This window comes from Cutibacterium sp. LaCa_89 (genome assembly GCF_058177555.1).
This window is the reverse complement of sequence record NZ_CP190889.1, coordinates 1,393,293-1,416,537: the sequence shown is the minus strand read 5'-3', so window position 1 is coordinate 1,416,537 and position 23,245 is coordinate 1,393,293. Positions and strand designations below refer to the sequence as shown.

The 23,245-nt window shown below is 63.4% G+C and carries 19 protein-coding genes; 7 read left to right on the top strand and 12 right to left on the bottom strand.

Going from position 1 to position 23,245, the window contains the following annotated elements; all coding sequences use genetic code 11:
• Positions 1 to 2 precede the first annotated feature (2 nt).
• On the bottom strand, positions 3 to 1,010 hold the full coding sequence (locus tag ACP8LP_RS06535) for a PAC2 family protein (RefSeq protein WP_016667581.1): 1,008 nt from the start codon (positions 1,008 to 1,010) through the stop codon (positions 3 to 5).
• Between the two features lie 387 nt (positions 1,011 to 1,397).
• Here ACP8LP_RS06535 and ACP8LP_RS06530 point away from each other — a divergent pair, with 387 nt between their 5' ends.
• Positions 1,398 to 1,901 carry a peptidylprolyl isomerase gene (locus ACP8LP_RS06530; protein ID WP_036910374.1) on the top strand — a complete coding sequence of 168 codons (504 nt, stop codon included), beginning with the start codon at positions 1,398 to 1,400 and terminating at the stop codon, positions 1,899 to 1,901.
• Positions 1,902 to 1,910: 9 nt separating this feature from the next.
• Here the strand turns inward: ACP8LP_RS06530 and ACP8LP_RS06525 are convergent, their stop codons facing one another.
• Positions 1,911 to 2,723: an alpha/beta fold hydrolase gene (locus ACP8LP_RS06525; protein ID WP_016667583.1), complete on the bottom strand. Its 813-nt coding sequence runs from the start codon at positions 2,721 to 2,723 to the stop codon at positions 1,911 to 1,913.
• Complete coding sequence (locus ACP8LP_RS06520; protein ID WP_036901816.1) at positions 2,720 to 3,001, bottom strand: Rv1322 family protein; 282 nt, start codon at positions 2,999 to 3,001, stop codon at positions 2,720 to 2,722. The genes ACP8LP_RS06525 and ACP8LP_RS06520 overlap by 4 nt, the downstream gene beginning before the upstream one ends.
• A 72-nt stretch (positions 3,002 to 3,073) precedes the next feature.
• On the opposite strand from ACP8LP_RS06520, the gene nucS reads away from it, so the two are divergent.
• Positions 3,074 to 3,832: an endonuclease NucS gene (nucS, locus tag ACP8LP_RS06515; protein ID WP_187117033.1), complete on the top strand. Its 759-nt coding sequence runs from the start codon at positions 3,074 to 3,076 to the stop codon at positions 3,830 to 3,832.
• Between the two features lie 97 nt (positions 3,833 to 3,929).
• On the opposite strand, the gene ACP8LP_RS06510 is transcribed toward nucS, so the two are convergent.
• Positions 3,930 to 5,282: a DivIVA domain-containing protein gene (locus ACP8LP_RS06510; RefSeq protein WP_016667585.1), complete on the bottom strand. Its 1,353-nt coding sequence runs from the start codon at positions 5,280 to 5,282 to the stop codon at positions 3,930 to 3,932.
• A gap of 137 nt (positions 5,283 to 5,419) precedes the next feature.
• Complete coding sequence (gene mce / locus ACP8LP_RS06505; RefSeq protein ID WP_015582742.1) at positions 5,420 to 5,878, bottom strand: methylmalonyl-CoA epimerase; 459 nt, start codon at positions 5,876 to 5,878, stop codon at positions 5,420 to 5,422.
• Between the two features lie 245 nt (positions 5,879 to 6,123).
• On the opposite strand from mce, the gene ACP8LP_RS06500 reads away from it, so the two are divergent.
• Together ACP8LP_RS06500 and ACP8LP_RS06495 are read left to right on the top strand one after the other, a co-directional pair.
• A complete protein-coding gene (locus tag ACP8LP_RS06500) occupies positions 6,124 to 6,282 on the top strand; it encodes a hypothetical protein (protein WP_016667586.1) in 159 nt (52 codons plus the stop codon).
• Between the two features lie 2 nt (positions 6,283 to 6,284).
• Positions 6,285 to 6,812, top strand: coding sequence for a PH domain-containing protein (locus tag ACP8LP_RS06495; protein WP_015582741.1), 528 nt, complete (start codon positions 6,285 to 6,287; stop codon positions 6,810 to 6,812).
• Positions 6,813 to 6,901: 89 nt separating this feature from the next.
• Here the strand turns inward: ACP8LP_RS06495 and pgm are convergent, their stop codons facing one another.
• Entirely contained in the window at positions 6,902 to 8,533 is a 1,632-nt protein-coding gene (pgm, locus tag ACP8LP_RS06490) for a phosphoglucomutase (alpha-D-glucose-1,6-bisphosphate-dependent) (protein ID WP_016667587.1), read from the bottom strand.
• Positions 8,534 to 8,645: 112 nt separating this feature from the next.
• On the opposite strand from pgm, the gene ACP8LP_RS06485 reads away from it, so the two are divergent.
• From ACP8LP_RS06485 to ACP8LP_RS06475, 3 genes are all read left to right on the top strand, one after another.
• Positions 8,646 to 9,584, top strand: a complete 939-nt coding sequence (locus ACP8LP_RS06485) for a tetratricopeptide repeat protein (protein WP_016667588.1) — start codon at positions 8,646 to 8,648, stop codon at positions 9,582 to 9,584.
• 107 nt (positions 9,585 to 9,691) lie between these two features.
• Positions 9,692 to 10,435 carry an HAD family hydrolase gene (locus tag ACP8LP_RS06480; RefSeq protein ID WP_016667589.1) on the top strand — a complete coding sequence of 248 codons (744 nt, stop codon included), beginning with the start codon at positions 9,692 to 9,694 and terminating at the stop codon, positions 10,433 to 10,435.
• Complete coding sequence (locus ACP8LP_RS06475; RefSeq protein WP_016667590.1) at positions 10,432 to 12,945, top strand: glycoside hydrolase family 65 protein; 2,514 nt, start codon at positions 10,432 to 10,434, stop codon at positions 12,943 to 12,945. The genes ACP8LP_RS06480 and ACP8LP_RS06475 overlap by 4 nt, the downstream gene beginning before the upstream one ends.
• 97 nt (positions 12,946 to 13,042) lie before the next feature.
• On the opposite strand, the gene ACP8LP_RS06470 is transcribed toward ACP8LP_RS06475, so the two are convergent.
• The 6 genes from ACP8LP_RS06470 to ACP8LP_RS06445 all read right to left on the bottom strand — a co-directional run bounded on the left by ACP8LP_RS06470 (position 13,043) and on the right by ACP8LP_RS06445 (position 23,213).
• A complete protein-coding gene (locus ACP8LP_RS06470) occupies positions 13,043 to 15,124 on the bottom strand; it encodes a glucose PTS transporter subunit IIA (RefSeq protein ID WP_016667591.1) in 2,082 nt (693 codons plus the stop codon).
• Positions 15,125 to 15,220: 96 nt separating this feature from the next.
• Positions 15,221 to 16,015 (bottom strand): NUDIX hydrolase, encoded by a 795-nt coding sequence (locus ACP8LP_RS06465; RefSeq protein WP_016667592.1) that lies wholly within the window; start codon positions 16,013 to 16,015, stop codon positions 15,221 to 15,223.
• Positions 16,016 to 16,036: 21 nt separating this feature from the next.
• On the bottom strand, positions 16,037 to 17,971 hold the full coding sequence (gene glgB, locus ACP8LP_RS06460; protein ID WP_016667593.1) for a 1,4-alpha-glucan branching protein GlgB: 1,935 nt from the start codon (positions 17,969 to 17,971) through the stop codon (positions 16,037 to 16,039).
• A gap of 81 nt (positions 17,972 to 18,052) precedes the next feature.
• The gene (locus ACP8LP_RS06455; protein ID WP_016667594.1) at positions 18,053 to 19,351 is read right to left on the bottom strand and encodes a phosphotransferase; all 1,299 of its coding nucleotides are present in this window, start codon (positions 19,349 to 19,351) and stop codon (positions 18,053 to 18,055) included.
• Positions 19,348 to 21,120, bottom strand: coding sequence for a maltose alpha-D-glucosyltransferase (gene treS / locus ACP8LP_RS06450; protein ID WP_016667595.1), 1,773 nt, complete (start codon positions 21,118 to 21,120; stop codon positions 19,348 to 19,350). The genes ACP8LP_RS06455 and treS overlap by 4 nt, the downstream gene beginning before the upstream one ends.
• Positions 21,117 to 23,213 (bottom strand): alpha-1,4-glucan--maltose-1-phosphate maltosyltransferase, encoded by a 2,097-nt coding sequence (locus tag ACP8LP_RS06445; RefSeq protein WP_235044083.1) that lies wholly within the window; start codon positions 23,211 to 23,213, stop codon positions 21,117 to 21,119. Before ACP8LP_RS06445 ends, treS begins: the two co-directional genes overlap by 4 nt.
• Positions 23,214 to 23,245: the final 32 nt, after the last annotated feature.

Here is a 23,245-nt window from a genome sequence, read left to right as displayed (position 1 = left end):
CCTTATCCGTCCGAATCGCCTCCGCGACGGGGACGGTAATCAGGGGTGTCGTCGTCGGCGTCACCGTCGTTGCCACGCCGCGGACCGGAAGGATTGTCGTCACTGCGGGAATCGTCCCCGTCGTCGATGGAACGCAGGAAGTCCTCGACCTCGGCACCAATGTCCTCGGCGTCAGGGACCGTGACCTCGGTGGTGCCGAGCTCGCGCTGGGCAACTCGCGAGTCGTACTGCTCCTCGAGGGCATGGAGCATGGTCTTGAGCTCCTCAGAGCCATTGACCTGGGTGTCGATCTCGGCACGAACGGTCTTGGCGGCCATTGCCAGAGCGTTGATGGGCAGGGCCAGGCCGGTTGCGCCGCGCAGTGCCTCGACGAGGGCGCGGGCCGACTCCGGGTAGTCCAGGTCAGCCAGGTAGTGCGGCACGTGGGACGCCAGGCCGATGACGGCGTGGTTGGTTTCCCCCAACCGCTGCCCGAGGACGACCGGGAAGGACGCCGGCACTTGGATGCGGCTAAACGGTGAGGTAGATCCCAGGATGAGTTCGGGACGCGACGCCCATCGGGTGACCATGGCGGGGCGAGTATGAGGGGTCGGTACGGGAATCGAATCAGTGATGACCGTCAGACGGATACCCATGGAGTCCACGAGGTTTGTCAACGACGACACCAAGGTTTCCCAGCCCAGAGCAGGTTCAGGGCCGTCGAGGACGAGGAAGGCCTGTCCGAGTTGATCCGTGACCTCGTGAAGGACCAGACGTGGGCGTTCATAGCCCTCGAAATGGTCAGTGTCGAAGATGATGGGCTGACGGGAATCGCGGTGGTCCAGCAGGAAGTCGATGTCGAATTCACCGAGCTCGTGGTGGGGGAGTTCGGTGAAGATCGCGTCACGGACCCGTGCCTGTACCCGTCCGGTGTCGTTGAAGGACTGCACCAGGGTGATGAGGGCGGACACCTCCTGATCGGGACCCACGATTCCGGGATGCCAGCGGAAGCGGTCACTCTGCTGATCCATGGGTGTCCTCCTTCGAATAGGTCCAGGTTGATACAACCCCGTGAGTCCTCACTCTATTCCGTCGGAGCGGTGGGTAGCCTGACCGCGTTGCCAGATGACAGAAGGACGGACTACATGAGGATGACGTGCCGAGCAGCAACCGCGGTCGCCGTTGCAGGGTTCTCCCTGCTCGCCGGATGTTCACAGACTCGCGGAGAGGTGCCCGGGGTCAGCGATTCCCCTGATCGTTGGTGGACGGCTTCCCCCTCGACGACGAGCCAGCCCGTCAGCACCCATGAAGCCCAGCAGAGTCCCGCCCATGCCCCGGCAGCGACGACACCGACGCCAGTGGCGGCCAGCGGTCCGTGCGGTTACGCCGTGACGGGCAAAGCGGCTCGTCCTGTCGACATGCCTCGTTCCGACGAGATTGAGAGGACGGGATCGGCAACCGTCACCTTGACGATCAACGACGCGCCCGTGGTGCTGACGGTGGATCGTGCCACGGCTCCGTGCGCCGTCAACTCGTTCATGTCCTTGGCCGAACAAGGTTTTTACAACGACACGTCGTGCCACAAGCTGTCGACCGGAGACGCGAAGTACCTTCAGTGCAGCGACCCGTCCGGCACTGGTAATAGCGGACCCGGGTACTCGTACCCGGTTGAGAAGGGAGCCAAGACCGGCGGATCAGTAGGTGCGGGCACCCTTGCTCTGGTGACAGATTCCCAGCACCGTCTGGGATCGCAATTCGCCTTGGTGTACGGGGACTCCAAGCTGCCAGACTCATTCGTAGTCATCGGGAGCATTGATCGGGAAGGTGTCGACAGCATCTCCGAAATCGCTGACAAGGGGTTGGCCGAGGACGGGAGCTCCCCCAAGGTCGACACCCGTATCGGCTCGGTGGTGATGGGCTGAGCCTCGGCGTCAGGAGGGATCTCCCTGACAGCGCGACAGGAAAGCTGCCAGAACCTGCACGAAAACTGCGGGCTGGTCCGAGTGCACCCAATGACCCGAGTTCTTCACTCGAATTCGGCGCACCTGGGGGAAGAGCTCGTGCATGGCCTGGGAGTGATCTGGGCCGACGTAATCCGACTCCTCGGCGGTGATCCACAGCACCGGTCCGTCCCAGGTCGTATTGACCGACGGCCACGAACCAATGTCTGACAAGCCACTACCCAGCAGGTCAAGATTCATCTGCCAGTACCAGCGGTTGTTCTCACCGGTGTCATGCCGCAGGTTCTGCAGCAAGAACTGACGGATCGTCGCGGAAGGGATCACATCGGACATCTGCTCCTCGGCCTCGCGTCGCGTGGTCAAGGCACACAGATTCACTGATTTCATGGCCTGGACGAGGGGATCCAGGCGGGTGAGACGTGAATCCACCGGTGCCATATCGACGACGGTGAGGCTGCGCGCAAGATCAAAATTGTCCAGAACTGTCCGCATGACGACCTTGCCGCCCATGGAGTGGCCCAGGAGATGAACCGGGCGGTCCCCGCTGGTCGTCCTGATCGTCTCGGAGAGGGCCTTGGCCATGGCTGGGTAGGAGAAATCCTGTGTCCAGGGGGAACGGCCATGGTTCGGCAGGTCCACGAGGATGCAGCGATAGTCGTCCGGACCGGTGGCGAGGAGGTCCTTGGCGACCCTGGTGAAGTTCTTTCCCTGCCCGAAGACCCCGTGACACCAGTAGACGTCCTGACGACCGTCACCGAGGGTGGTCAGGTGAAGCTCATTCATGGACGCGACCTCCAACACCCGGTGTGCCAGTGACGACGCTCCTCGACCGGGGACGTGGAAAACATCGATGGTTCATGCGGCCAGGCGACGACGTGCGGGGTTCCCGGCTGGATGGGATGAAGACACCCGGGGCAGGTGTAGACCTTGAGCGCTCGGTCAGCAGGCACCATGCGTACGACGTGCTGACCGTCCCTCTTGTACTCAGAATGGGGATGGCTGGTCGCACTGAGAGGGCGGGCTCGACGCTGCCACTTGCGCGAACCATGATGACGACCCATGCGGCCCATTGTGCCGCACCTGGTACCGGGGAGGACAATGCTGAGGGGATGGGCCCATGCCGGCGCACCAGAATGGCGTTCGAGGTCGAGGCTGAGGTGCAGGTAAAGTCCGACTCCGTGCGTCTCGTCATTGCTCCCTGCCAGGTTGACTACACAGGTCGTCTCACGGCCCATCTGCCATGGGCGAAGCGGCTCATCGTCGTCAAGTCGGACAACTCGGTGAGTGTCCATGCCGACGACCGTGCATACAAGCCACTGAACTGGATGAGTTCCCCGTGCACCTTGTCGACCCGTCCTTGTCTGCCCGACGAGCCGGCCGCCACGGCCGCCGTGGACGCCGAGGTCGAAGAGGTCTGGGAGGTTGATGCCCCGACCGGAGATCATCTGCAAATCCTGCTGGGCCCGAAACTCCTCGACGTCACCGAGGAGCTGGGAGCTGACCCTGGTCTGCAGAAGGACGGGGTGGAGGCTCATCTTCAGGAGTTGCTCGCCGAGAATCCGGACACCTTCGGGGCAGGCTGGTCGCTGGTCCGCCGTGAGTACATGACGCCGATTGGTCCGGTGGACCTGCTGTGCCGTGATGCCGAGGGTGTCTATGTCGCTGTCGAGGTCAAGAGACGCGGTGAGATCGACGGGGTGGAGCAGCTCACCCGCTATCTGGAACTCATGAACCGTGACCACCTGTTGGGTGATCGGGTCAGAGGGGTCTTCGCGGCCCAGAAGATCAAGCCACAGGCGCGCACCCTGGCCACGGACCGTGGCATAGAATGCGTCACCGTCGACTATGACGCCCTACGTGGCATGGATCATCCGGAGGATCGCTTGTTCTGACCCCGAGGTCATTCCTGGATCCCTACTGAAATGTGAGTGGCCCCGACCTTCAGGTCGGGGCCACTCACATTTCAGGGTCACATTTCAGGGCCAGTTCTCACTTCTCGGGCTTTCTGCCCTGAGGGAGGACCTGGGTCTTCTCATTGTCCGACTCATCGTCCTCGGAGTCCCGGGACTCTGACTGCTGAGCGGTGGTTGCGCCTCCATGCTCGCCATCCCTGGCCTTGTCATTCTTGGTTGCTGGGAGCACCTGGGTGGCCTGATCTTCCTGGGGAGCCTTTGCCACAGACGGCATACCGTCAATCCTGGGCTTCGGGTCGATGACGATGGTGGCGTCCTCGGAGCTGTCAGCCTCCGACTGCTCGGCGAACGGATCAGCATCGGGGTAGGCGCTCTCGGCTTCCCCTGCCAGAGCCTTGAGGTTGCTGAGCTGGGCGAGGACGGCCTTCTTGCGCTGCAGCAGGGCAGCGGTCTCGCGTTCCAACTGTTCCTTGCGCCAGGCGTATTGCTCCTCGAGGCGTTCCTTCATCATGGCTGCTTGACGGTGAGCCGTGGCAATACGGTTCTCCGCGTCACGAGCAGCTTGGTTACGCGTGGATTCGGCCTCCTCGAGTGCGCTCTGACGGATGGTGTCGGCCTCTTCTGTGCGCTTGGCGACAGTGTCGCTGCTGGCCTGCTGATGGGCCTTGGCCTGTTCGAGCAACTCATTGATCTTGGCCATGGCCTGGTCGTGGCTGGCGCGAGCCTCTGCAGTGACGGCAGCGGTCTCCTCTCGTGCCTTCTGGGTGATCTCGGCAGCTTCGTGACGAGCGGACTCAGTGATCTCGGCGGCCTCGGAACGAGCCTTCTCGATGATCTGTGAGACCTGAGCTCGGGCGTTCTGGTCGATGACCGACGCCTTGGTACGTGCCTCGGTGACGATGGCCTCGGCATGAGTTTCGGCCTGCTCGACGATGGTTCGGGCCTGCACGCGGGCCTGCTCGACGGCGGTACGGGAATCCTTGGCAGCCTGGTCACGCAGCTCGCGCTGGTTCGCCAGCCCGGCGACGCGGATATCGTCGGACTCGGTCTGTGCGGCGGCGCGCATGTCAGCAACGACCCGACGGCCTTCCTCCTTGATGCGCTCCGCCTCGTTGCCAGCCATGGCGACGATGTCCTTGGCCTGGGCCTCCGCGGCGGTGAGGATTTCGGTGGCGTGAACTCCCAGACGCTTGAAATCGGTCTGGGTGGCCTCAGCCTGGGCCTGGGAGACCTGTCCGCGTAGGTGCCGGGTGAGTTGCTTCAGGGTCGAAACCTGCTGCTCGATCTCCCGGACGTAGTTGTCGACGCTGGTGCGGTCATAACCCCACATCGAATGGGTGAAACTACCGGCCGCGCTGGCGGTGTCGTCGAAGAGGTTGAGTCCGGTCTCCTCGTCGAACTGGCCGTCAGAGACGTCTTTCGTGCTCACCGATGATCCCCTTTCATTAGGTGACTCCAACGGTACCAATCGGTACCGAATTACAACGGCGCAACTCACCGGGACGAGGCGGGCCCCGGGGACACTGTCCCCGGGGCCCGAAAACCTCTCACCTCAACGGTGTGACATCAGTCCTTGTAGGGCATGCCACCGGCCGGGGGCTCGGTGATCTCGACGAGAATGCCACCGGTGTGCTTCGGGTGAAGGAAGATGACGCGGGAGCCAGCAGTTCCGATGGAGGGCTCACCGATGAAGACGGCGCCGCGCTCCTTCAGGGTGGCGATGGTCTTGTCCAGGTCGTAGGTGCGGTAGCACACCTGCTGGATCATGTTCTTGTTCTTGGAAATGTACTTTCCGATGGTGCTGTCCTCGCCGAGAGGAGCCAGCAGCTGGACGACGGTGCTCTCCTCGCCGCGCTTGCCGGTGGCGATCATCGCCTCCTCGACGCCGTGGCCCTCGTTCTTCTCGCGAAGGAGGACGTGGAAGCCGAGGACGTCGCAGTGGTACTTGATGGCCTCGTCCATGTCCTTGACGGCGAAACCAACGTGGTCGATGCACGCAAAGGGATCATTGTTGAAGTTCTCCATGCGTCAATCCTTGCACTGCCAGCCAAGCCGGAGTCAGTCGGGGTGGGTATTCGACACGACATTGACCGACCTTGTCCGGAGCATCTATGCGATGCGGTGCGATCTGCTGTCCACACCAGTGGGCCTTGTGACGATGTGCGTTCTGCTCGGCGTTGCGAGTGGTGCGGAAGAGATCGTTCGGTCAAGAATGGCTTTGCAGTGTCCCCGAGCCCTTCCCCGGGCCACGTGCCGAGCAAGGAGCCTTAGTGAACGTGAAGAAGACCATCCACACGATTATCGTCGTGTTCCTCGTCGTGTTCTGCTTGTACTACGCCTTCACGGATCCGGCTGGCACTGCTCGCGTGATTCGTGGCTTCTTCAGTGGCCTCTTCGGGTTCATCAGGGCACTGGGCGGGCAGTCCTGACCTTGCCCGACGTCATCCGTCGTTTCATAGACCCCGATGTTGACCGACACCTGCTGGTCGGCGAGGGGGAGTACGTCATTGACGAGGTTTCCAAGCACTGGATCGTCCTGGTGGCCCCAACGATCGCCATGGTGTTGGCAACACTGCTGTTCATCTCAATGGTTTTTGCGCAGCGGTGGTGGGGCCTCCCCCTCGTGATGGGAATCTCCTTGGCGACCTGGGGAGCACTGCGCTTTCACCTGGATCACATGGACCGTTTCGTCATCACTAACATGCGGGTTTTCCGCGTACATGGCATCTTCGATCAGCACCTGGCGACGATGCCCATGACTCGTATTCTCGACATCTCGGTCGAGCAGCCCTTCCTCGGACGTCTGCTCGGTTATGGCCATTTCATCTTCGAGTCGGCGGCTCAGGACCAAGGCCTGCGTGAGATCGACTACGTCGGGCGCCCGGAGGATCGCGACCTGACGATCCAGCGTGTCATTCAGATGGCCGGCTTGCGGACAAACCTGGCCCATCCCAAGTGACCATGTTGCACGTGACATCGTGATGGACATGACATCGCCCCGACCGCATTCTAGCGGTCGGGGCGATGCAGCGCTCATGATGCACTGTGTCAGCCTTGCAGGGCCTTGTCGACGATCTCGCGGGCCTCCGTCTGCACGGCAGCCAGGTGGGCGGCGTCGCGCAGGGACTCGGCGTAGATCTTGTACTTGTTCTCGGTGCCGGACGGACGGGCGGCGAACCAGGCATTCTCGGTGATGACCTTGATGCCACCGATGGGAGCACCATTGCCCGGCGCCGTGGTGAGAATCTGCTCGATCCTCTCGCCAGCGATGGCGTCGGCGGAGACGTCGTCGGGGGAGAGGGCCTTGAGGCGGGCCTTCTGCTCACGGTTGGCGTCGGCGTCGATACGGGCGTAGTAGGACTTGCCGAAGCGGTTCTCCAGATCGGCGTAGTGCTCGGAGGGAGAACGTCCGGTGACGGCTCTGATCTCGCTGGCGAGCAGGGCCAGGAGGATGCCGTCCTTGTCGGTGGTCCAGGTGTGGCCGTCGAGGTCTAGGAAGGAGGCACCAGCGGATTCCTCGCCACCGAATCCAAGATTGCCACGCGTCAGGCCGGGCACGAACCACTTGAAGCCAACCGGCACCTCGACGAGGCGACGACCGAGATCAGCGGCCACCTTGTCGATGAGGGAGGAGCTCACCAGGGTCTTGCCGATACCGGCGCCGAGGCCCCACCCGGGACGATGGGCGAAGAGGTAACCGATCGCCACCGCCAGGTAGGCATTGGGATTCATGAGACCGGCATCAGGGGTGACGATGCCGTGGCGGTCGGAGTCGGCGTCGTTACCGGTGGCAATGTCATAGGCGTCCTTGTTGGCGATGAGGGAGGCCATCGCGGACGGGGAGGAGCAGTCCATCCGGATCTTGCCGTCGGTGTCGAGGGTCATGAACCGCCAGGTCGGATCGACCTCGGGGTTGACGACCGTCAGATCGATGCCGAGATGATCGGCGATGTACTCCCAGTACTGCACCGAGGCGCCGCCCAGCGGGTCAGCGCCGATGTGTACCCCGGCCTCGTCAATGGCGTCGAGGTCGATGACATTGCGCAGGTCGTCGCAGTAGGCGCTGCGGTAATCGTAACGGGAGACCTCGTCGCGCACCTGCGCGTACGGCTTGCGACGAATAGCCGACGGATCGGCGAGTAGCTCGTTGGCGCGGTCGGCGATCCAACCGGTGGCATCGGTGTCGGCCGGACCACCGTGCGGCGGGTTGTACTTGAAGCCGCCGTCGCGCGGCGGGTTGTGCGAGGGGGTGACGACGATGCCGTCAGCCTGGCGTCCCTCGCTCAGGCGATTGTGGACGATGATGGCTCGCGAGACCGCCGGGGTCGGGGTCCACTCGTCGTCATGCTCGGCAACGACCTCGACGTCGTTGGCACGCAGTACCTCGATGGCAGTGGTCCACGCGGGCATGGACAGGGCGTGGGTGTCCTTGCCGATGAACAACGGACCGTCGATGCCCTGGGAGGCACGGTACTCGACGATTGCCTGGGTCGTGGCGGCGATGTGGGCGTCATTGAAGGCGCCGTCCAAGGAGGAGCCGCGGTGACCCGAGGTGCCGAAGACAACCATCTGGTCCGGGTTGGAGGGATCGGGAGTGATGTCATGGTAGGCCGACAGGACGGCATCGACATCGATGAGATCGGATTCCTGGGCAGGTTTCCCAGCACGTTCATGAGCCATGGGGCCATTCTCTCACCGAGCGGAGCACTGCGGCAGGGCACCGTGAGGAATCAGGGCGTTCGGACCATCGATCGTCACCGATGCTGGAGCGGATTACGAGAGGTCTGGTTGAATGGACGACATGTCTTCTGACTCGATTCATCGTCATGATGCCGTCGATCTGTCGGGGCTGGCAGCCGCAGCCGGTTCCTCCGACTCTCCTGCCGGACCCGCCCCAGCTGGCTCGGGAACCACCAGGACCTGGGTGATCGAGGGTACCGAGGAGAATTTCAACTCGCTGCTCCAGAAGTCGGTGCAGCACCCGGTGCTGGTGGAGTTCACGACACCGAAGGCCCATGGTGCTCAACAGATGTCGCAGGTGCTGAGTCGAGTTACCGACGAGGCTGCCGGCAAGTGGCTGCTGGTGCACGTCGACATCGACGCCCAGCCTCAATTGGCCAAGAGCCTGGGCGTTCAGGCCGTTCCGATGCTCGTCGCCGTCATCGGAGGACAGCTGGCACCGCTGGCCCAGGGCACGATCGACGAGCAGCAGTTCCGTCAGATCACCAACCAGGTGACTCAGGCGGCGACGGCCGGTGGCATGGTCGGTCGCGCGGAGCCGGTGACGGTCCAGGCGAGCAGCGAGGAAGCCGTTGGCCCTGACCCGCGCACGGTCGAGGCCGAGAAGCTCATGGACGCCAAGAGGTTCGACGATGCGGTCGCCGCCTATGACGCGCTGCTGGCCAAGGAGCCCAACGACCCCGTCCTCATCGCGGGACGTAACGGGGCAGCGCTGCTGGCACGGCTGGACGGCAAGGACGCTGCGGCACTGCTCACCGCTGCCCAGCAGAATCCTCACGACGTCGAAGCCCAGCTGGCCGCTGCCGACGTCGAGCTCATGGGAGGACGGACCGCTGACGCGTTCAACCGGATCATCCAGGTGGTGCGCACCACCCACGACGAGGAGCGCGAAGCCGCTCGCACTCGCCTGCTGGAGCTCTTCGCCATGGTGGGACAGTCCGATCCTGATGTGGCAGCCGCGCGACGTTCGCTGGCAGCGGCATTGTTCTGATCTTCGCCCCAGACGTGTTGGCGGCCCGGGAATGCGCTCCCGGGCCGTGGCCATGCGGGTGCGAGTCTGATCTGTCTCGGCTGGACGTGTCGGCGTCGACCAATAGCATGGGGACCATGGACTCGACCCGATTCGACGAGAAGTTCCATGCCGTTCTGTTCGACCTTGACGGGGTCCTCACCCCTACCGCGCTGATTCACATGCGTGCCTGGGAGGAGATGTTCAACGAGGAGTTGGCCCATCGCGAGGGCCAGGATCCTTACACCGACGAGGACTACTTCGCCTACGTGGACGGCAAACCTCGATACGACGGGGTACGTGACTTCCTTGCCAGCCGCGGCATCACTCTCCCGGAGGGGGATCCCTCCGATGCTCCTGATGCCGAGACGATCTGCGGGTTGGGAAATCGAAAGAATGATCTGTTCAACACGGTGCTGGCCCGAGACGGCATCCAGCCTTACCCGGGGTCTCGCCGTTGGGTGGATCTGCTTCACGAACGCGGTGTGGCGATGGCTGTGGTGTCCTCGTCGCGCAATGCCGCTGTGGTGCTCGAGGCAGCCGGTATGAGCGAGGATTTCCCGGTGCTGGTCGATGGCAACCGGTCGAAGGCGGAGAACCTGCCTGGAAAGCCCGCCCCTGACACCTACCTCCGTGGAGCTGATCTGCTTGGTGTGTCTGCGGAGCAATGCGTTGTCGTCGAGGATGCGGTCTCGGGAGTGCGCGCAGGTGCGGCTGGTGGATTTGGAATGGTCCTCGGCGTCAATCGCGGCGTGGGTGCTGACCGGCTGCGTGAGGTGGGTGCTGACCGAGTGGTCGATGACCTGGACGAGATGGCTGAGGAGATGGCATGACGCGAACGGGCACCGACCCGATGGATCGATGGCGTTTTCCTGATGATCCGTGGGCGATCGTCGAGACGGCACCGAGTACCGATGATCTGGGGACGACCGAGACCCTGTTCTCGGTCGGTAACGGTTATCTCGGCATGCGCGGTAACCCGTCCGAGGGGCGTGACTCCTTCAGTCATGGCACCTACATCAACGGATTCCATGAGATCTGGGACATCCATCATGCCGAGAACGCTTACGGCTTTGCGCGCACCGGTCAGACGATCGTCAACGTCCCCGATGCCAAGCTCATGAAGCTCTATGTTGACGACGAGCCGTTGCTGCTCAGCGTCAACGAGATTCAGTCGTACAAGCGCTGGATCGACTTTCGCGAAGGAGTGCTGCGTCGCGAATTGGTGTGGCGGACCCCGGCGGGCAAGCTGTTGCGGGTGGCGACGTCACGGATGGTGTCCTTCACCCACCGTCACATGGCTCTCATGAGCATCGAGGTGACGATGCTCGAGGGGGATGCCCCCATCGTCATCAGCTCTCAGATCCTCAATCGTGAGGACGGCATGGACGAGTATCACGTTTGTCCTGAGGACTCGGGGAATGCCGACGATCCTCGTCAGGCCCGCAAGTTTGCCGACGAGGTGCTCGTCGCGGAGAAGGACTGGCACTCGGACCGGCGGATGATCCTGGGGTTCCACACGGCCAGGTCCGCGATGACCCTGGCGGTGGGCGCTGATCACGAGATCACCACCGACAACGAGTGCGTCTCCCTCATCGACACCGAGCCTGGGTGTGGCAAACGGGTTTACCGCATCGAGGCCACCCAGGGTCGCCCCATCCGAGTGGACAAGGCCGTGGCCTATCACTCCTCGCGAGGGGTGCCGGTGCACGAACTGTTCGACCGTGTTCGTCGCAGCCTCGACCGAGTCCGCGAGCAGGGCCATCGGGTTTACTACGACGAGCAGCGAGAGTGGCTCGACGACTATTGGGCGACGGCCGACATCGAGGTTGAAGGCGCGCCGGCCGGCATCCAACAGGCGGTGCGGTGGAACCTCTTCCAGATTGCTCAGGCCTCGGCCCGCGCTGACCAGCTGGGTATCTCTGCCAAGGGTGTGACCGGATCTGGCTATGAAGGCCACTACTTCTGGGACACCGAGGTCTACGTCATCCCGATGCTGACCTACACCCATCCGCGAATCGCTGAGAACGCCCTGCGGTTCCGGGTCAACACTCTTCCACAAGCCCGACGACGAGCCGAAGAACTGTCCGAGCGGGGAGCTCTCTTCCCGTGGCGGACGATCACCGGTGAGGAGGCCTCCGCCTACTACGCCGCAGGTACGGCTCAGTATCACATCAATGCTGACATCGCTCACGCGATCATGAACCACGCTCGTGCGACGGGGGACAAGACCTTCCTCTTCCGCGATGCCGCTCCGGTCCTCGTCGAGACGGCGCGGATGTGGGCAGATCTGGGCTTCTGGCGGATCAACGGAGGCCGGGAATTCCACATTCATGGCGTGACCGGGCCCGACGAGTACACCACGGTCGTCAACAACAACCTCTACACCAATGTCATGGCGCGGGCGAACCTCATTGACGCAGCCAGCGTCATGAGGCGGATGAAGGATGAGGACCCGCTGTGGTTTGAGCATCTGTGCTCCGAACTGGACCTCACCGAGGACGAGGTCGGTGGTTGGGAGGAATGTGCCGCTGGAATGGTCATCCCCTTCGACGACACCTTCGGCATCCATCCTCAGGACGACCAATTCCTCTCGCGAGAATTGTGGGACCTCACGAACACCCCCGCCGACAGACGTCCGCTGCTGCTGCATTACCACCCGCTGGTGATCTACCGGTTCCAGGTACTCAAACAGGCCGATGTCGTGCTGGCCCTGTTCCTGCAGGGGGACCAATTCACCCAGGCGGTCAAGCTCGCCGACTTCGAGTACTACGACCCCATCACGACCGGTGACTCGAGCCTCTCAGCAGTGGTGCAGTCAGTGATGGCAGCCGAGGTGGGCCATCAGGAGATGGCCATGGAGTACTTCCTGGACGCCCTCTACTGCGACCTGGCCGACACCCACCACAACGCCTCGGATGGTGTGCATGTTGCCTCGACCGGTGGTGTGTGGGGTTGTCTGGTCCATGGATTCGTGGGCATGCGCAATGACCGAGAGAACCTACGTTTCGATCCTCGGCTGCCGGCCCAGTGGACATCCATCAAGCACCACATGCTCATTGGCGACTCGCACATGCTGGTGAAGCTGGAACGTGACGCGATCACCTTCCAGATCTTGTCAGGTCATGACCGCGAGGTGACGGTACGTGGGGAGCTCCATCACATCGGCGTCGAGCCGGTTCGGATCCCGCTGAGCGACCAGGGCCCGCTGCGTCCCAGTCTGCGCGGAACGCACCCGATCTCGGGATTGCGACGTGCAGACGGTTCCCTCATCACGGCGGAGGTTCCCGGAAGCATCGCCGAGACGATCGTCTCCTCCCCAATACTGCCCTCGCGGGATTGACAAACGAGAACAACGAACAGGAGGCCGGCACCGTCACGGTGCCGGCCTCCTGTTCGTGGGGGTAGGGGGCGGCCGAGATGCCCCGGCCGCCCTCGACTCACTTCACCACGGTGATGACCGGGGTGCTGGTGGTGACGTCGTCGGCCGGAATGCCGGTGACGTTGGAGTAGTCGAACCCGTTGGTCACCAGGACCGGGGTAATCTTCGAGTAGCCCGCCTCGTCGATGACGGCGGGATCAAAGACGACCAGGGGCTGACCGGCGCTGACGTGATCGCCGGCCTTGACCTTGACGTCGAATCCCTTGCCGCCCAGCTCGACGGTGTCGACACCGACGTGGATGAGCAGTTCGACGCCCGAATCCAGCTTGAGCCCGAAGGCGTGACCGGAATCCGGAGCAGTGACGACGGTGGCGTCGGCAGGGCAGACGACCGTGTTGTCACTGGGCTCGATGGCGATACCATCGCCGACGACGCCGGTGGAGAAGACCGGGTCGGGAATCTGGGAGATCGGAACCGCACGCCCCTTGAGAGGGGAGGTGATGGTGATGGCCTCGGATGCGACATCCCCGGCCGTGGGGGCTTCGACTCCCTCAACCGTGGCAGTTTCCGTCTCGGGTTTGGTGGCAACCGCGGTGGCAGCCCCAACGGGCGCAGCGGCAGCTGGGGCGGGGGCGAGAGCCGACGACTCGGTGTTGGTGGCCTCAGCTTCATCACGACGAGCCTTGGCAGCAGCTTTCTCATCGTCGTCACGGTAGTCGCGCACGATGACCAGGGCCATGGCGGTGAAGAAGGAGGCCGCGATGGCGACAGCGTACAGACCGATCTTGTCGAAGGCCGGGATCGTCAGCAAGGAGGTGAAGACGAAGGCCGGGGTGTGCAGGCCGCCGCCGGCACCGATGATGACGCCACCGACGAGGCAGCCGACCAGCATGGACGGGTAGATCTTCTTGTAGCGCAGGTGGATGCCGTAGAGGCTCGGCTCGGAGATACCGCCGAGCAGGCCGGCGGCGAGGGCGCCGGTCGCCGTCTGACGCATCGTCACGTCCTTGTCACGGACCGACAGGAAGAGGACGCCAGCGGTGGCGCCGAAGCAGGCGAAGTTCCAGGCACCCATCGGGCCCTGGATGTAGTCGTAGCCCAGCGTCTGGATGTTGAGCAGCATGACGGCGTTGAGCGGCCAGTGCAGGCCCAGCGGGACCATGAACGGGTAGAGCAGAGGGATGAGGACGGCGAAGATGAACGGGGAGACGTCGTTGACCGCCTTGAGCCCGTTGGCCAGGCCGGCGCCGGCGTAGACACCGATGGGGCCGATGAGGAAGGCCGTCAACGGAATCATGATGAGCATGGTCAGGAAGGGCACGAAGATCATCTGAACATTGGGGGAGATGACCTTCTTCAGCCACTTGTACAACGGAGCCAGGATGGCCGCCATGATGAGGGGAGGGAAGACCTGGGAGCCGTAGTTGAAGATCGTCAGTGGCAGGCCGAAGATGTCAACGACGTCGACCTTGAATCCGCCCAGGGACAGCGGATGTGCCGCCTTACCGAGCTCGGTGAATCCCGGAAGCATGACGACGGCCATGACCGAGAACCCGACCCAGGGGTCGGCGTTGAGGCGCTTCGTGGCGTTGTAGGCGACCAACAGCGGCAAGAAGTAGAAAACACACTGCCAGGCCAGGTTCACGAACTGCCAGCTCGGAGGTAGGGAGACACGGGAGTCGGCCCAGTTGCCGATGACTCCCATGGAACCCATGAGGGCCATGAAGGTGATGAACAGCGAGGCGCCGAGCAGGGCGCCCATGATCGGACGGAAGGAGTCCGACAGGTACTCGAACAGGTTGTCAAGCCACGAGAACTTGCCGCGCGGGCCCTTGGAACGATGTGCGGCCTTGACGTCCGCATCGGACTGCTTGCCGTCCCCGGAGCCGAGGTTCTGCATGTCCGGCAGGTTCATGATGTCGTTGTAGACGCTGTTGACAGCGCCACCGATGACGACCTGATAACGGTTGCCCGACTGGGGCACAGCGCCCATGACGCCGGGGATCTTCTCCACCTCGGCCTTGTCGATGGACGAGGAATCACGAAGCTGGAACCGCAGGCGGGTTGCGCAGTGGGTCAGGCCGACGATGTTGTCGCGGCCGCCCACCACGTCCACGATCTGGGACGCAGTTGATGACATGTAGGTGGTCCTCCTGTGTGTTCAGTCATCCTTCTTCCAGGACAACGACGAAGAAGCATAACCACCAGGGCCGAACGTTCGTTCACCACCCCAGGGTTACAACGAAAACCCGTTCTCAGTGGCACGCGGGGTGGGATCTGCCAGTATGGCCGCGATACGTCGGGCCGACAGCTCGGTGACGTGTGCAGGGACGTCAGCAGGATCCACCCAGTGCAGATGGCCGATCTCGCCGTCAGCAGGATTCATGATGGCGGCGAGGGACGGTTCGACCACACCGGCGGCATAGATGAACTCGATGGCGTCAGACCACCCGAGGGCAGGTGGCATCCAATCGATGAGGACGGGGGTGGCAGGGATGTCGATGGTCACGCCCAATTCCTCCCGGCACTCCCGAACTGCTCCGGCATGGGGAGATTCCACCGGCTCGACGACACCGCCGGGGAGTTCCCAGTCAGGCTTGTACGTCGTCTCGCACATGAGAACCCGCCCGACTTCGTCGTGGACCAGGACGTGGGAGATGACCCGTTTGGTGGGCAGCACCGAGTCGAGCATGCCGGTGTGACCGGTCCGGGTGTAGATCTCGTCGGTGGCCAGTCGGGAGTAGACGAATTCGTCCACCCAACTATCCCCTCGGCTGCCGGCTTGGCGTAGCCGTCCCTCACGGCGGTATCCGGCCCGGTGCAGGGCATGGATGACGTCTCCGTCGTCGACGGTCACCCGGGCCTCCAGACGACGCACCTCGTGACCGAGGATGGCGTCGTCGGAGGCCAATGAGATGGCCCGCGTCAGACCCTCCGGATATGGCGGATCGTCGAGCAGCAGGCGACCACAGTCGCCTACCACCTCGACCTGAATCCGAAAGTCCTCGGGATCGGACTCGTCATCGACCACGAACAATCCTCCTTGCCAGAGTCACTGCATTCCCGGATCGCCGGGCAGAGCAGCGGTTGCCGAGGGATCGTGGCGCAGCCACACCGAGCCCATCGGCGGGACGCACACGGTGGCGACGGCCGGGAAGCGATCGGGAACTGGAAGCGGGGTGGCCACGACCTGGCCGAGGTTTCCGAACTCTCCCGTTCCGTCGTACTCCAAGGAATCGGTGTTGAGGATCTCGGTCCACACGCCTTCCTCGGGTAGTCCGACGCGGTAGTCGGTCTGCGGGTTGGGGGAGAAGTTCGTGAAGCAGGCGATCGTCGAGCCGTCCTCGCTGCGGCGCAGCCAGGAGAACAGATTGTTGCCGGCGTCGTCGGCGTTGATCCATTCGAATCCGCGCGGATCGCTGTCGAGCTGCCACAGGGCGGGGTTCTCCTTGTAGATCATGTTGAGATCGCGGAAGAGGCGCTTGAGACCACCGTGACCCCACAGATCGGCGACGAACCACTCGAGGCTGGCGGACTCGTCGAACTCGTGACGCTGGCCGAACTCCTGACCCATGAAGATGAGCTGCTTGCCCGGGAAGGACCACATGTAGGAGTAGAAGGCTCGCAGGGACGCGAACTGCTGCCAGTCGTCACCGGGGATCTTGTTGATCATGGATCCCTTGCCGTGCACGACCTCGTCATGGCTGATCGGCAGGATGAAGTTCTCCGAGTACTGGTACACCATGGCGAAGGTCATCTCGCCGTGGTGATACTGACGATGGAACGGATTGAGCTCCATGTAGCGCAAGGAGTCGTTCATCCAACCCATGTTCCACTTGAACCCGAATCCCAGGCCGCCGTGATCGACCGGCTTGGTGATGCCGGGGAAGCTGGTCGACTCCTCGGCAATCATGAGGATGCCGGGGTGGCGCGAGTACAGGTGTGAGTTGACGTAGCGCAGGAAGTCGATGGCCTCCAGGTTCTCTCGTCCGCCGTACTTGTTGGGCACCCACTGACCCTCCTCGCGGGAGTAGTCCAGGTAGAGCATCGAGGCGACGGCGTCGACGCGCAGACCGTCGACGTGGAACTCGCTGATCCAGTACAGCGCGTTGGAGACGAGGAAGGACTTCACCTCGTTGCGGCCGTAGTTGAAGATGTAGGTGCCCCAGTCCACGTGCTCGCCCTGGCGCGGATCGGCGTGCTCGTAGAGGGCGGTGCCGTCGAAGCGTCCTAGAGCCCAGTCGTCCTTGGGGAAGTGCCCCGGAACCCAGTCCATGATGACGCCGATGCCGGCCTGGTGGAGCTTGTCGATGAGGTAACGCAGGTCGTCGGGAGAGCCGTAACGGCTGGTCGGTGAGAAGTATCCGGTGACCTGGTAACCCCAGGACGGGGCGAAGGGATGCTCGGCCAGCGGCATGAACTCCACGTGGGTGTAGCCCTGCCACAGCACGTAGTCGACCAGTTCGTCAGCCAGCTGACGGTAGCTCAGCCCGTGACGCCATCCGCCCAGGTGGACCTCGTAGACGCTCATCGGCTCGGCATGGGCGTGTGAGGCCTCACGGTGGGCGATCCACTCGTCGTCATTCCACTCGTAGTGGGTCTCGGTGACGATGGACGCGTTCTGCGGGGCCTGCTCGGAGTAGCGGGCCATCGGGTCAACCTTCTCGTGCCAGTTGCCCCACTGGTCCTGGATGCGGAACTTGTAGAGGGTACCTTCGCCCACCCCTTCGATGAAGGCGCCCCAGACGCCAGATCCCGGGATGAGACGCATCGGGTCACCGGTCCACCAGTTGAAGTCCGCGATCACCTCGACGGCCTGGGCGTTGGGGGCCCAGAGGGCAAAGCGGGTCCCGGTGATGGGGCCGCGCTCGTCGTCGGTAATGGTGACGACGTGGGAGCCGAGTCGCTTCCACACCTCCGTGTCCCCACCGGAATGGAACCCCTCGAGGTCCCAACCGGTGAGTCCTCCGAACTCATCGTGAGCCATGTCGTCCTCCTGGCATGTCGTTGGTGTGGATGTCGCCGTCGGGTCGGTGACTCGACGGAGGTTCGTGGGGCGGGGACATCATCAATCCTGCACCATCGCCCGAATGGCCGACAACGGGATGTCAACCCAGGCCGGCCGGTTGAGGGTTTCATAGACGGTTTCGTATCCGGCCTTGTCGGCCTCGTAGGCGGCCAAGACGTCGCGTTCGGCGTCGTTCGGGCGACCATAGCCGTCCAGGAAGGCATCGCGAGCTCGTTGTGCCCAGGCCAATGTCTCCGGTGCGGTGGGTTCGGCATGGGCCGAGGTGGCATAGGACAGTGAGCGCACCATTCCTGCCACGTCACGCCAGCGGGAGTCCGGCAGGCGACGCTCGGCCAGGGTCTTGAGGGGTTCGCCCTCGAAGTCGATGATCCGCCAGCCGTCGGGGGTCAGCAGGGTTTGTCCGAGGTGGAAGTCACCGTGCACCCTTTGAGCGGCCAGGCGGCGACCGCGCAGCTTCTCGAAACGTGCGGCGAGGAGGTCGCGGTGTGGTTCCAGCGCCGGGGCTGCCGCCACTGCAGCGTCGAGACGACGCACCATGTCGTCGGCAATCTGGCCCCCGTCCAACTCGGCCGTCCCAAGGGTCTGCTCCAACGCAGAGTGGATGGTTCGCAGGCATCGGCCCAGGTCGGCGACGAGATCGGCGACGTCCTCCAGATCGGCAGCCTTGTCGGTGATGAGTTCCCAGCCATCCTGGGGATGTGGAAGCCGCTCGATGATCATGGCCAGATCGGTCTGGATGTCCTCGTCAGCCGGGATCTGCCCGGAGATGTGACCGTAGAGCTTGGCCACCGAGGAGACGCCGGCGTCATTGAGGGCGCCGTGAATGGTGATGTCGAGATTGTCGCCGGGTTCGAGGCGGCGGAACATCTTGACGATGATGGCGTCGCCAACCATGATCGAGGTGTTCGACTGCTCACCGCCAAAGCGCTCGGCGGTCCGAACCGGTTCAGGTGCCTCCAAGCGGCGATGGAGCTGCCATGAGTCATCCGCGGCCTGAGGATCAGCCTCGAGGATCGTCCTGGCCCACACTGTCAGGGCCTCCTGGTCGGTGGTGGCGTCGCTGACCGTGATGGGATCACCATCGACGTGAATCTGCGTCAGTCCCGCAGAACTGCCGGGGCGCAGGGCCAATAGGAGCTGGTAGTACTCCTCCGGGGCTTGCGGGTAACAGACCAGGGCAATGACGGGCACCACCTTGAGATCGTGCTCGTCAACGACTGGAGCCAGCGGCAGTAACCTGGCCAGGGTGCCATCTCGGCCCTTGCCGGAGAACCACCGAGCGGTACTGATGTGGTCCCAGATGCGGTCCCGGACGTCTGCGTCATCCCAATCGGTCATGGCTTCTCCTCTCCGGTCATCTGCAGCCATCGGTAGCCGTAGGGCGGCATCGGAACCGTCAGGGTTCCGTCGGCCTCCACCGGCTGGGCATCCTGGCCGTGAATGAGGGACGCTCCGGTCACACCTGCGAATTGCGGCAGGGTGAGGGTGACGGTCCTGTCGGTGTCCGACAGATTGGCCAGGCACAGAATCGTCTCGTCCTCGTCGTGGCGTAGGAAGGACATCACGGCCATGTCCTCCGCGCCCAGATCGGTGAACTCTCCGGTACCGAAAACGGGGTGACGACGACGGATGCCCAACATGGCGCGGGTCCACACCAACAGGGAGGACGGGTCATCCATCTGACGTGCGACGTTGACATGTTCCGGACCGTGACCGAAGGTGTGGATGAGTGGGAGATGGAAGTCCTCCGGCAGCGCGGTCGAGAATCCGGCCGTCTCGGAATCATCCCACTGCATCGGGGTGCGCACGCCGTCGCGGTCAGGAAGCCATGGATCGTCGCCCATGCCGATCTCGTCGCCGTAATAGAGAACCGGGGAGCCGGGCAGGGACAGCAGCATGGCGTTGAGCAGACGAACCCTGGCCTCGTCGTTGTCGACCAGGGGGCTCAACCGGCGACGAATGCCCAGGTTGCACCGCCAGCGCGGCTCGGGAGCATATTCCTCCCACATGTACTGACGGTCTTCCTCGGTCACCATCTCGAGGGTGAGTTCGTCATGGTTGCGGAGGAAGGTTCCCCACTGACAACCCGCCGGGATGTCCGGTGTGGAGGCGAGGATCTCGCTGATGCACTCCCGTGATCCGCGGCGCAGCCCCATGTACAGGCGTGGCATGACGGGGAAGTGGAAGGCCATCTGGCACTCGTCACCGTCACCGAAGTACTCGACGACGTCGTCAGGCCACTGATTAGCCTCGCACAGCAGGATGCGTCCCGGGTACTCCTCGTCGACCATCGCGCGCAGCTGTTTGAGGATCTTGTGGGTTCCCGGCAGGTTCTCGCAGCTCGTCCCCTCGGCCTCGATGAGGTAGGGGACGGCGTCGAGACGGAAACCGTCGATGCCCAGGTCCATCCAGAATCGGACGGCGTCGAGCATCTCCTCCATGACCCGGGGCTCCTCGAAGTTGAGGTCGGGCTGGTGGTGGAAGAAGCGGTGCCAGTAGAATTGCTTGCGCTCGGAGTCCCACGACCAGTTGGAGTCCTCGGTGTCACAGAAGATGATGCGAGCGTCCGAATATGCCTCGTCGGTGTCGGCCCAGACGTAGTAGTTGCCGTAGGGGCCGTTAGGATCGGCACGGGAGGACTGAAACCACGGGTGGGAATCAGAGGTGTGGTTCATCACGAAGTCGATGATGACGCGCAGACCACGGTCGTGAGCGGCGTCGAGGAAGACCTTGAAGTCCTCGATCGTCCCCAACTCCTCGCGGATCCAGCGATAGTCGCGGATGTCGTAACCGCCGTCGTGCAGCGGTGAGTCGTAGAAGGGGGGAAGCCACAAACAGTCCACTCCCAGCCACTGCAGGTAGTCGAGCTTCTCGGTCAGCCCCTTGAAGTCGCCGATGCCGTCACCGTTGGAGTCCTTGAAGGAGCGCACCAAGACCTCGTAGAAGACGGCGGTGCGGAACCATTCGGTCTCCGTGCGGTCGATCGACCCGACCGGGTGGATCGCGTCGAGCTTGGCCTGCAACTGGGCCGAGGTCAGCCCAAGAACCCCGGTGGGTGCGAGGGTCTCGGGCGTCTCCTCGGCAGGCGTGTAGGAGGAATGGGTCATGAGGTGGTCTTTCGCACGTGCAGGATGTGGGCCGGCTGGGCTGGGTGGAGCCTGACGAAGGCCTGCTGTCCCCAGGTGAAGTCAGCACCGGTGAGTTCGTCGTGGACCTCGAAGGTGTCGTCGTTGCCAAGACCAAGAGCGGCCATGTCCAACATGACCTGCGACTCCACACCCCACACCGGATCCAACGAGATGACGACGATGACGACGTCGTCCCCGGCCTTCTTGGAGAAGGCAAGAACATTGTCATGGGGGGCATGGTGAACGGTGGTGTCACGCAGCTGCTGCAAGGCCGGATGAGCGCGCCGAATCTCGTTGAGACGAGTCACGAGCAGTTTGATGTTCGGCTCGGAGCCGAAGTCACGGGGACGGTACTCATACTTCTCGGAGTGGGCGTACTCCTCGCGTCCCGGCAGCGGCTCGTGCTCGCAGATCTCGAAGCCCGAGTACATGCCCCACGACGGGCTCATGGTTGCAGCCAGGATTGCGCGGATGGCGAATCCGGCCGGGTTGCCGTCATTGAGGTAGATCGGGTTGATGTCCGGGGTGTTGGTGAAGAAATTCGGGCGGTAAAAGTGCGAGGTCTGGTGGGAGACCTCGTTGAGGTACTCCTCCAACTCCCACTTGGCGGTGCGCCAGGTGAAATAGGAGTATCCCTGCTGGAAGCCGACCTTGCCCAAGGCACCCATCATCTCGGGGCGGGTGAACGCCTCGGCCAGGAAGATGACCTCCGGATGGCGGCGATGCACCTGCTCCATGAGCCAGGCCCAGAAATTGATCGGCTTGGTGTGCGGGTTGTCGACGCGGAAGATCGTCACCCCATGGGAGATCCACAGCTCGAGCAGCCGCAGGCACTCGTTGTAAATCCCCTCCGGGTCGTTGTCGAAGTTGATCGGATAGATGTCCTGGTACTTCTTCGGGGGGTTCTCGGCGTAGGCGATGGTTCCGTCGACGCGGGTGGTGAACCACTCCGGGTGCTCCTGCACCCACGGATGGTCCGGGGAGGCTTGCAGGGCGAAGTCCAGCGCCACTTCCATGCCCAGGTCGTGGGCGTGGGCGACGAAGCGGTCGAAGTCCTCGAAGGTACCCAGATCCGGGTGAATGGCGTCATGGCCCCCGGCCGAAGAACCGATGGCCCATGGCGAACCGGGATCGTCCGGCCCAGGGGTCAGGGTGTTGTCCTTGCCCTTGCGGAAAGCAGTTCCGATGGGGTGGATCGGTGGCAGGTAGACGACGTCGAATCCCATCGCAGCAGCGGCGTCCAGTCGCTCCCAGGAGGAGTCGAAGGTGCCGGAGACCCAGTGGCCGTCCTCGTCGATGTGGGCTCCCTGGGAGCGCGGAAAGAATTCGTACCAGGAGCCGTAGAGGGCGCGACGTCTCTCGACCCGCAGCGGGGACGGGGTGGTGGGAGAAGTCAGCGGGCGCGGGGCATGGACGCGCATCGCATCGGAGAAGAGGAAGGTGTTGATGACCTGGCGCAGCGACCCCGGAGCGCGATCCGGGGTGAGACTGGCATCGGCCTCGCGCAGAACTGCGACGGCGTCGGTGTCGCCAGCTTGCTCGGCATGCGCGATGGCCTGTTCGATGAGGGCGTGACCTTCGGCGCAGACCAGCTCGACGTCGACGGCAGCGGCCAGCTTGGCGTCGGCGTTGTGGTGCCAGGTGCCCCAGGTGTCCGACCAGCCCTCGACGTGCATCGTCCAGTCGCCCTCAGCGTCGGCCGAGACGCGGGCCTTCCAGATGTCCAAACCCCATGGATCGACCTGGTGCATGTCAGTGACGTGACGATTACCCTGTGGATCGGTGAGGACGACGCTGGCGCCGACTGCGTCATGACCCTCACGGAAGACGTTGGCCGTGACCTCGAACTCCTCGTCGACGACGGAGTAGATCGGCAGCTGACCTCCCTCGACCTCGGGATGCACGTTGTGGACAGGGATGCGCCCGAAACCACGCAGCGGTGGACGGCCAGGGGCGTCAAGGTCCGAGGTGGCCGCCACGAGGGCCTCGTCGCCGGAGGCGTGGTCAGCGGCGTGACGCGGTGAAGTGGTGTCGGCATCCTGCTGGCGCGTGTCACCCACCAGGGCGCTCATCGGTAGGGAGCCCGAGGCATCCTCGGCGTCGG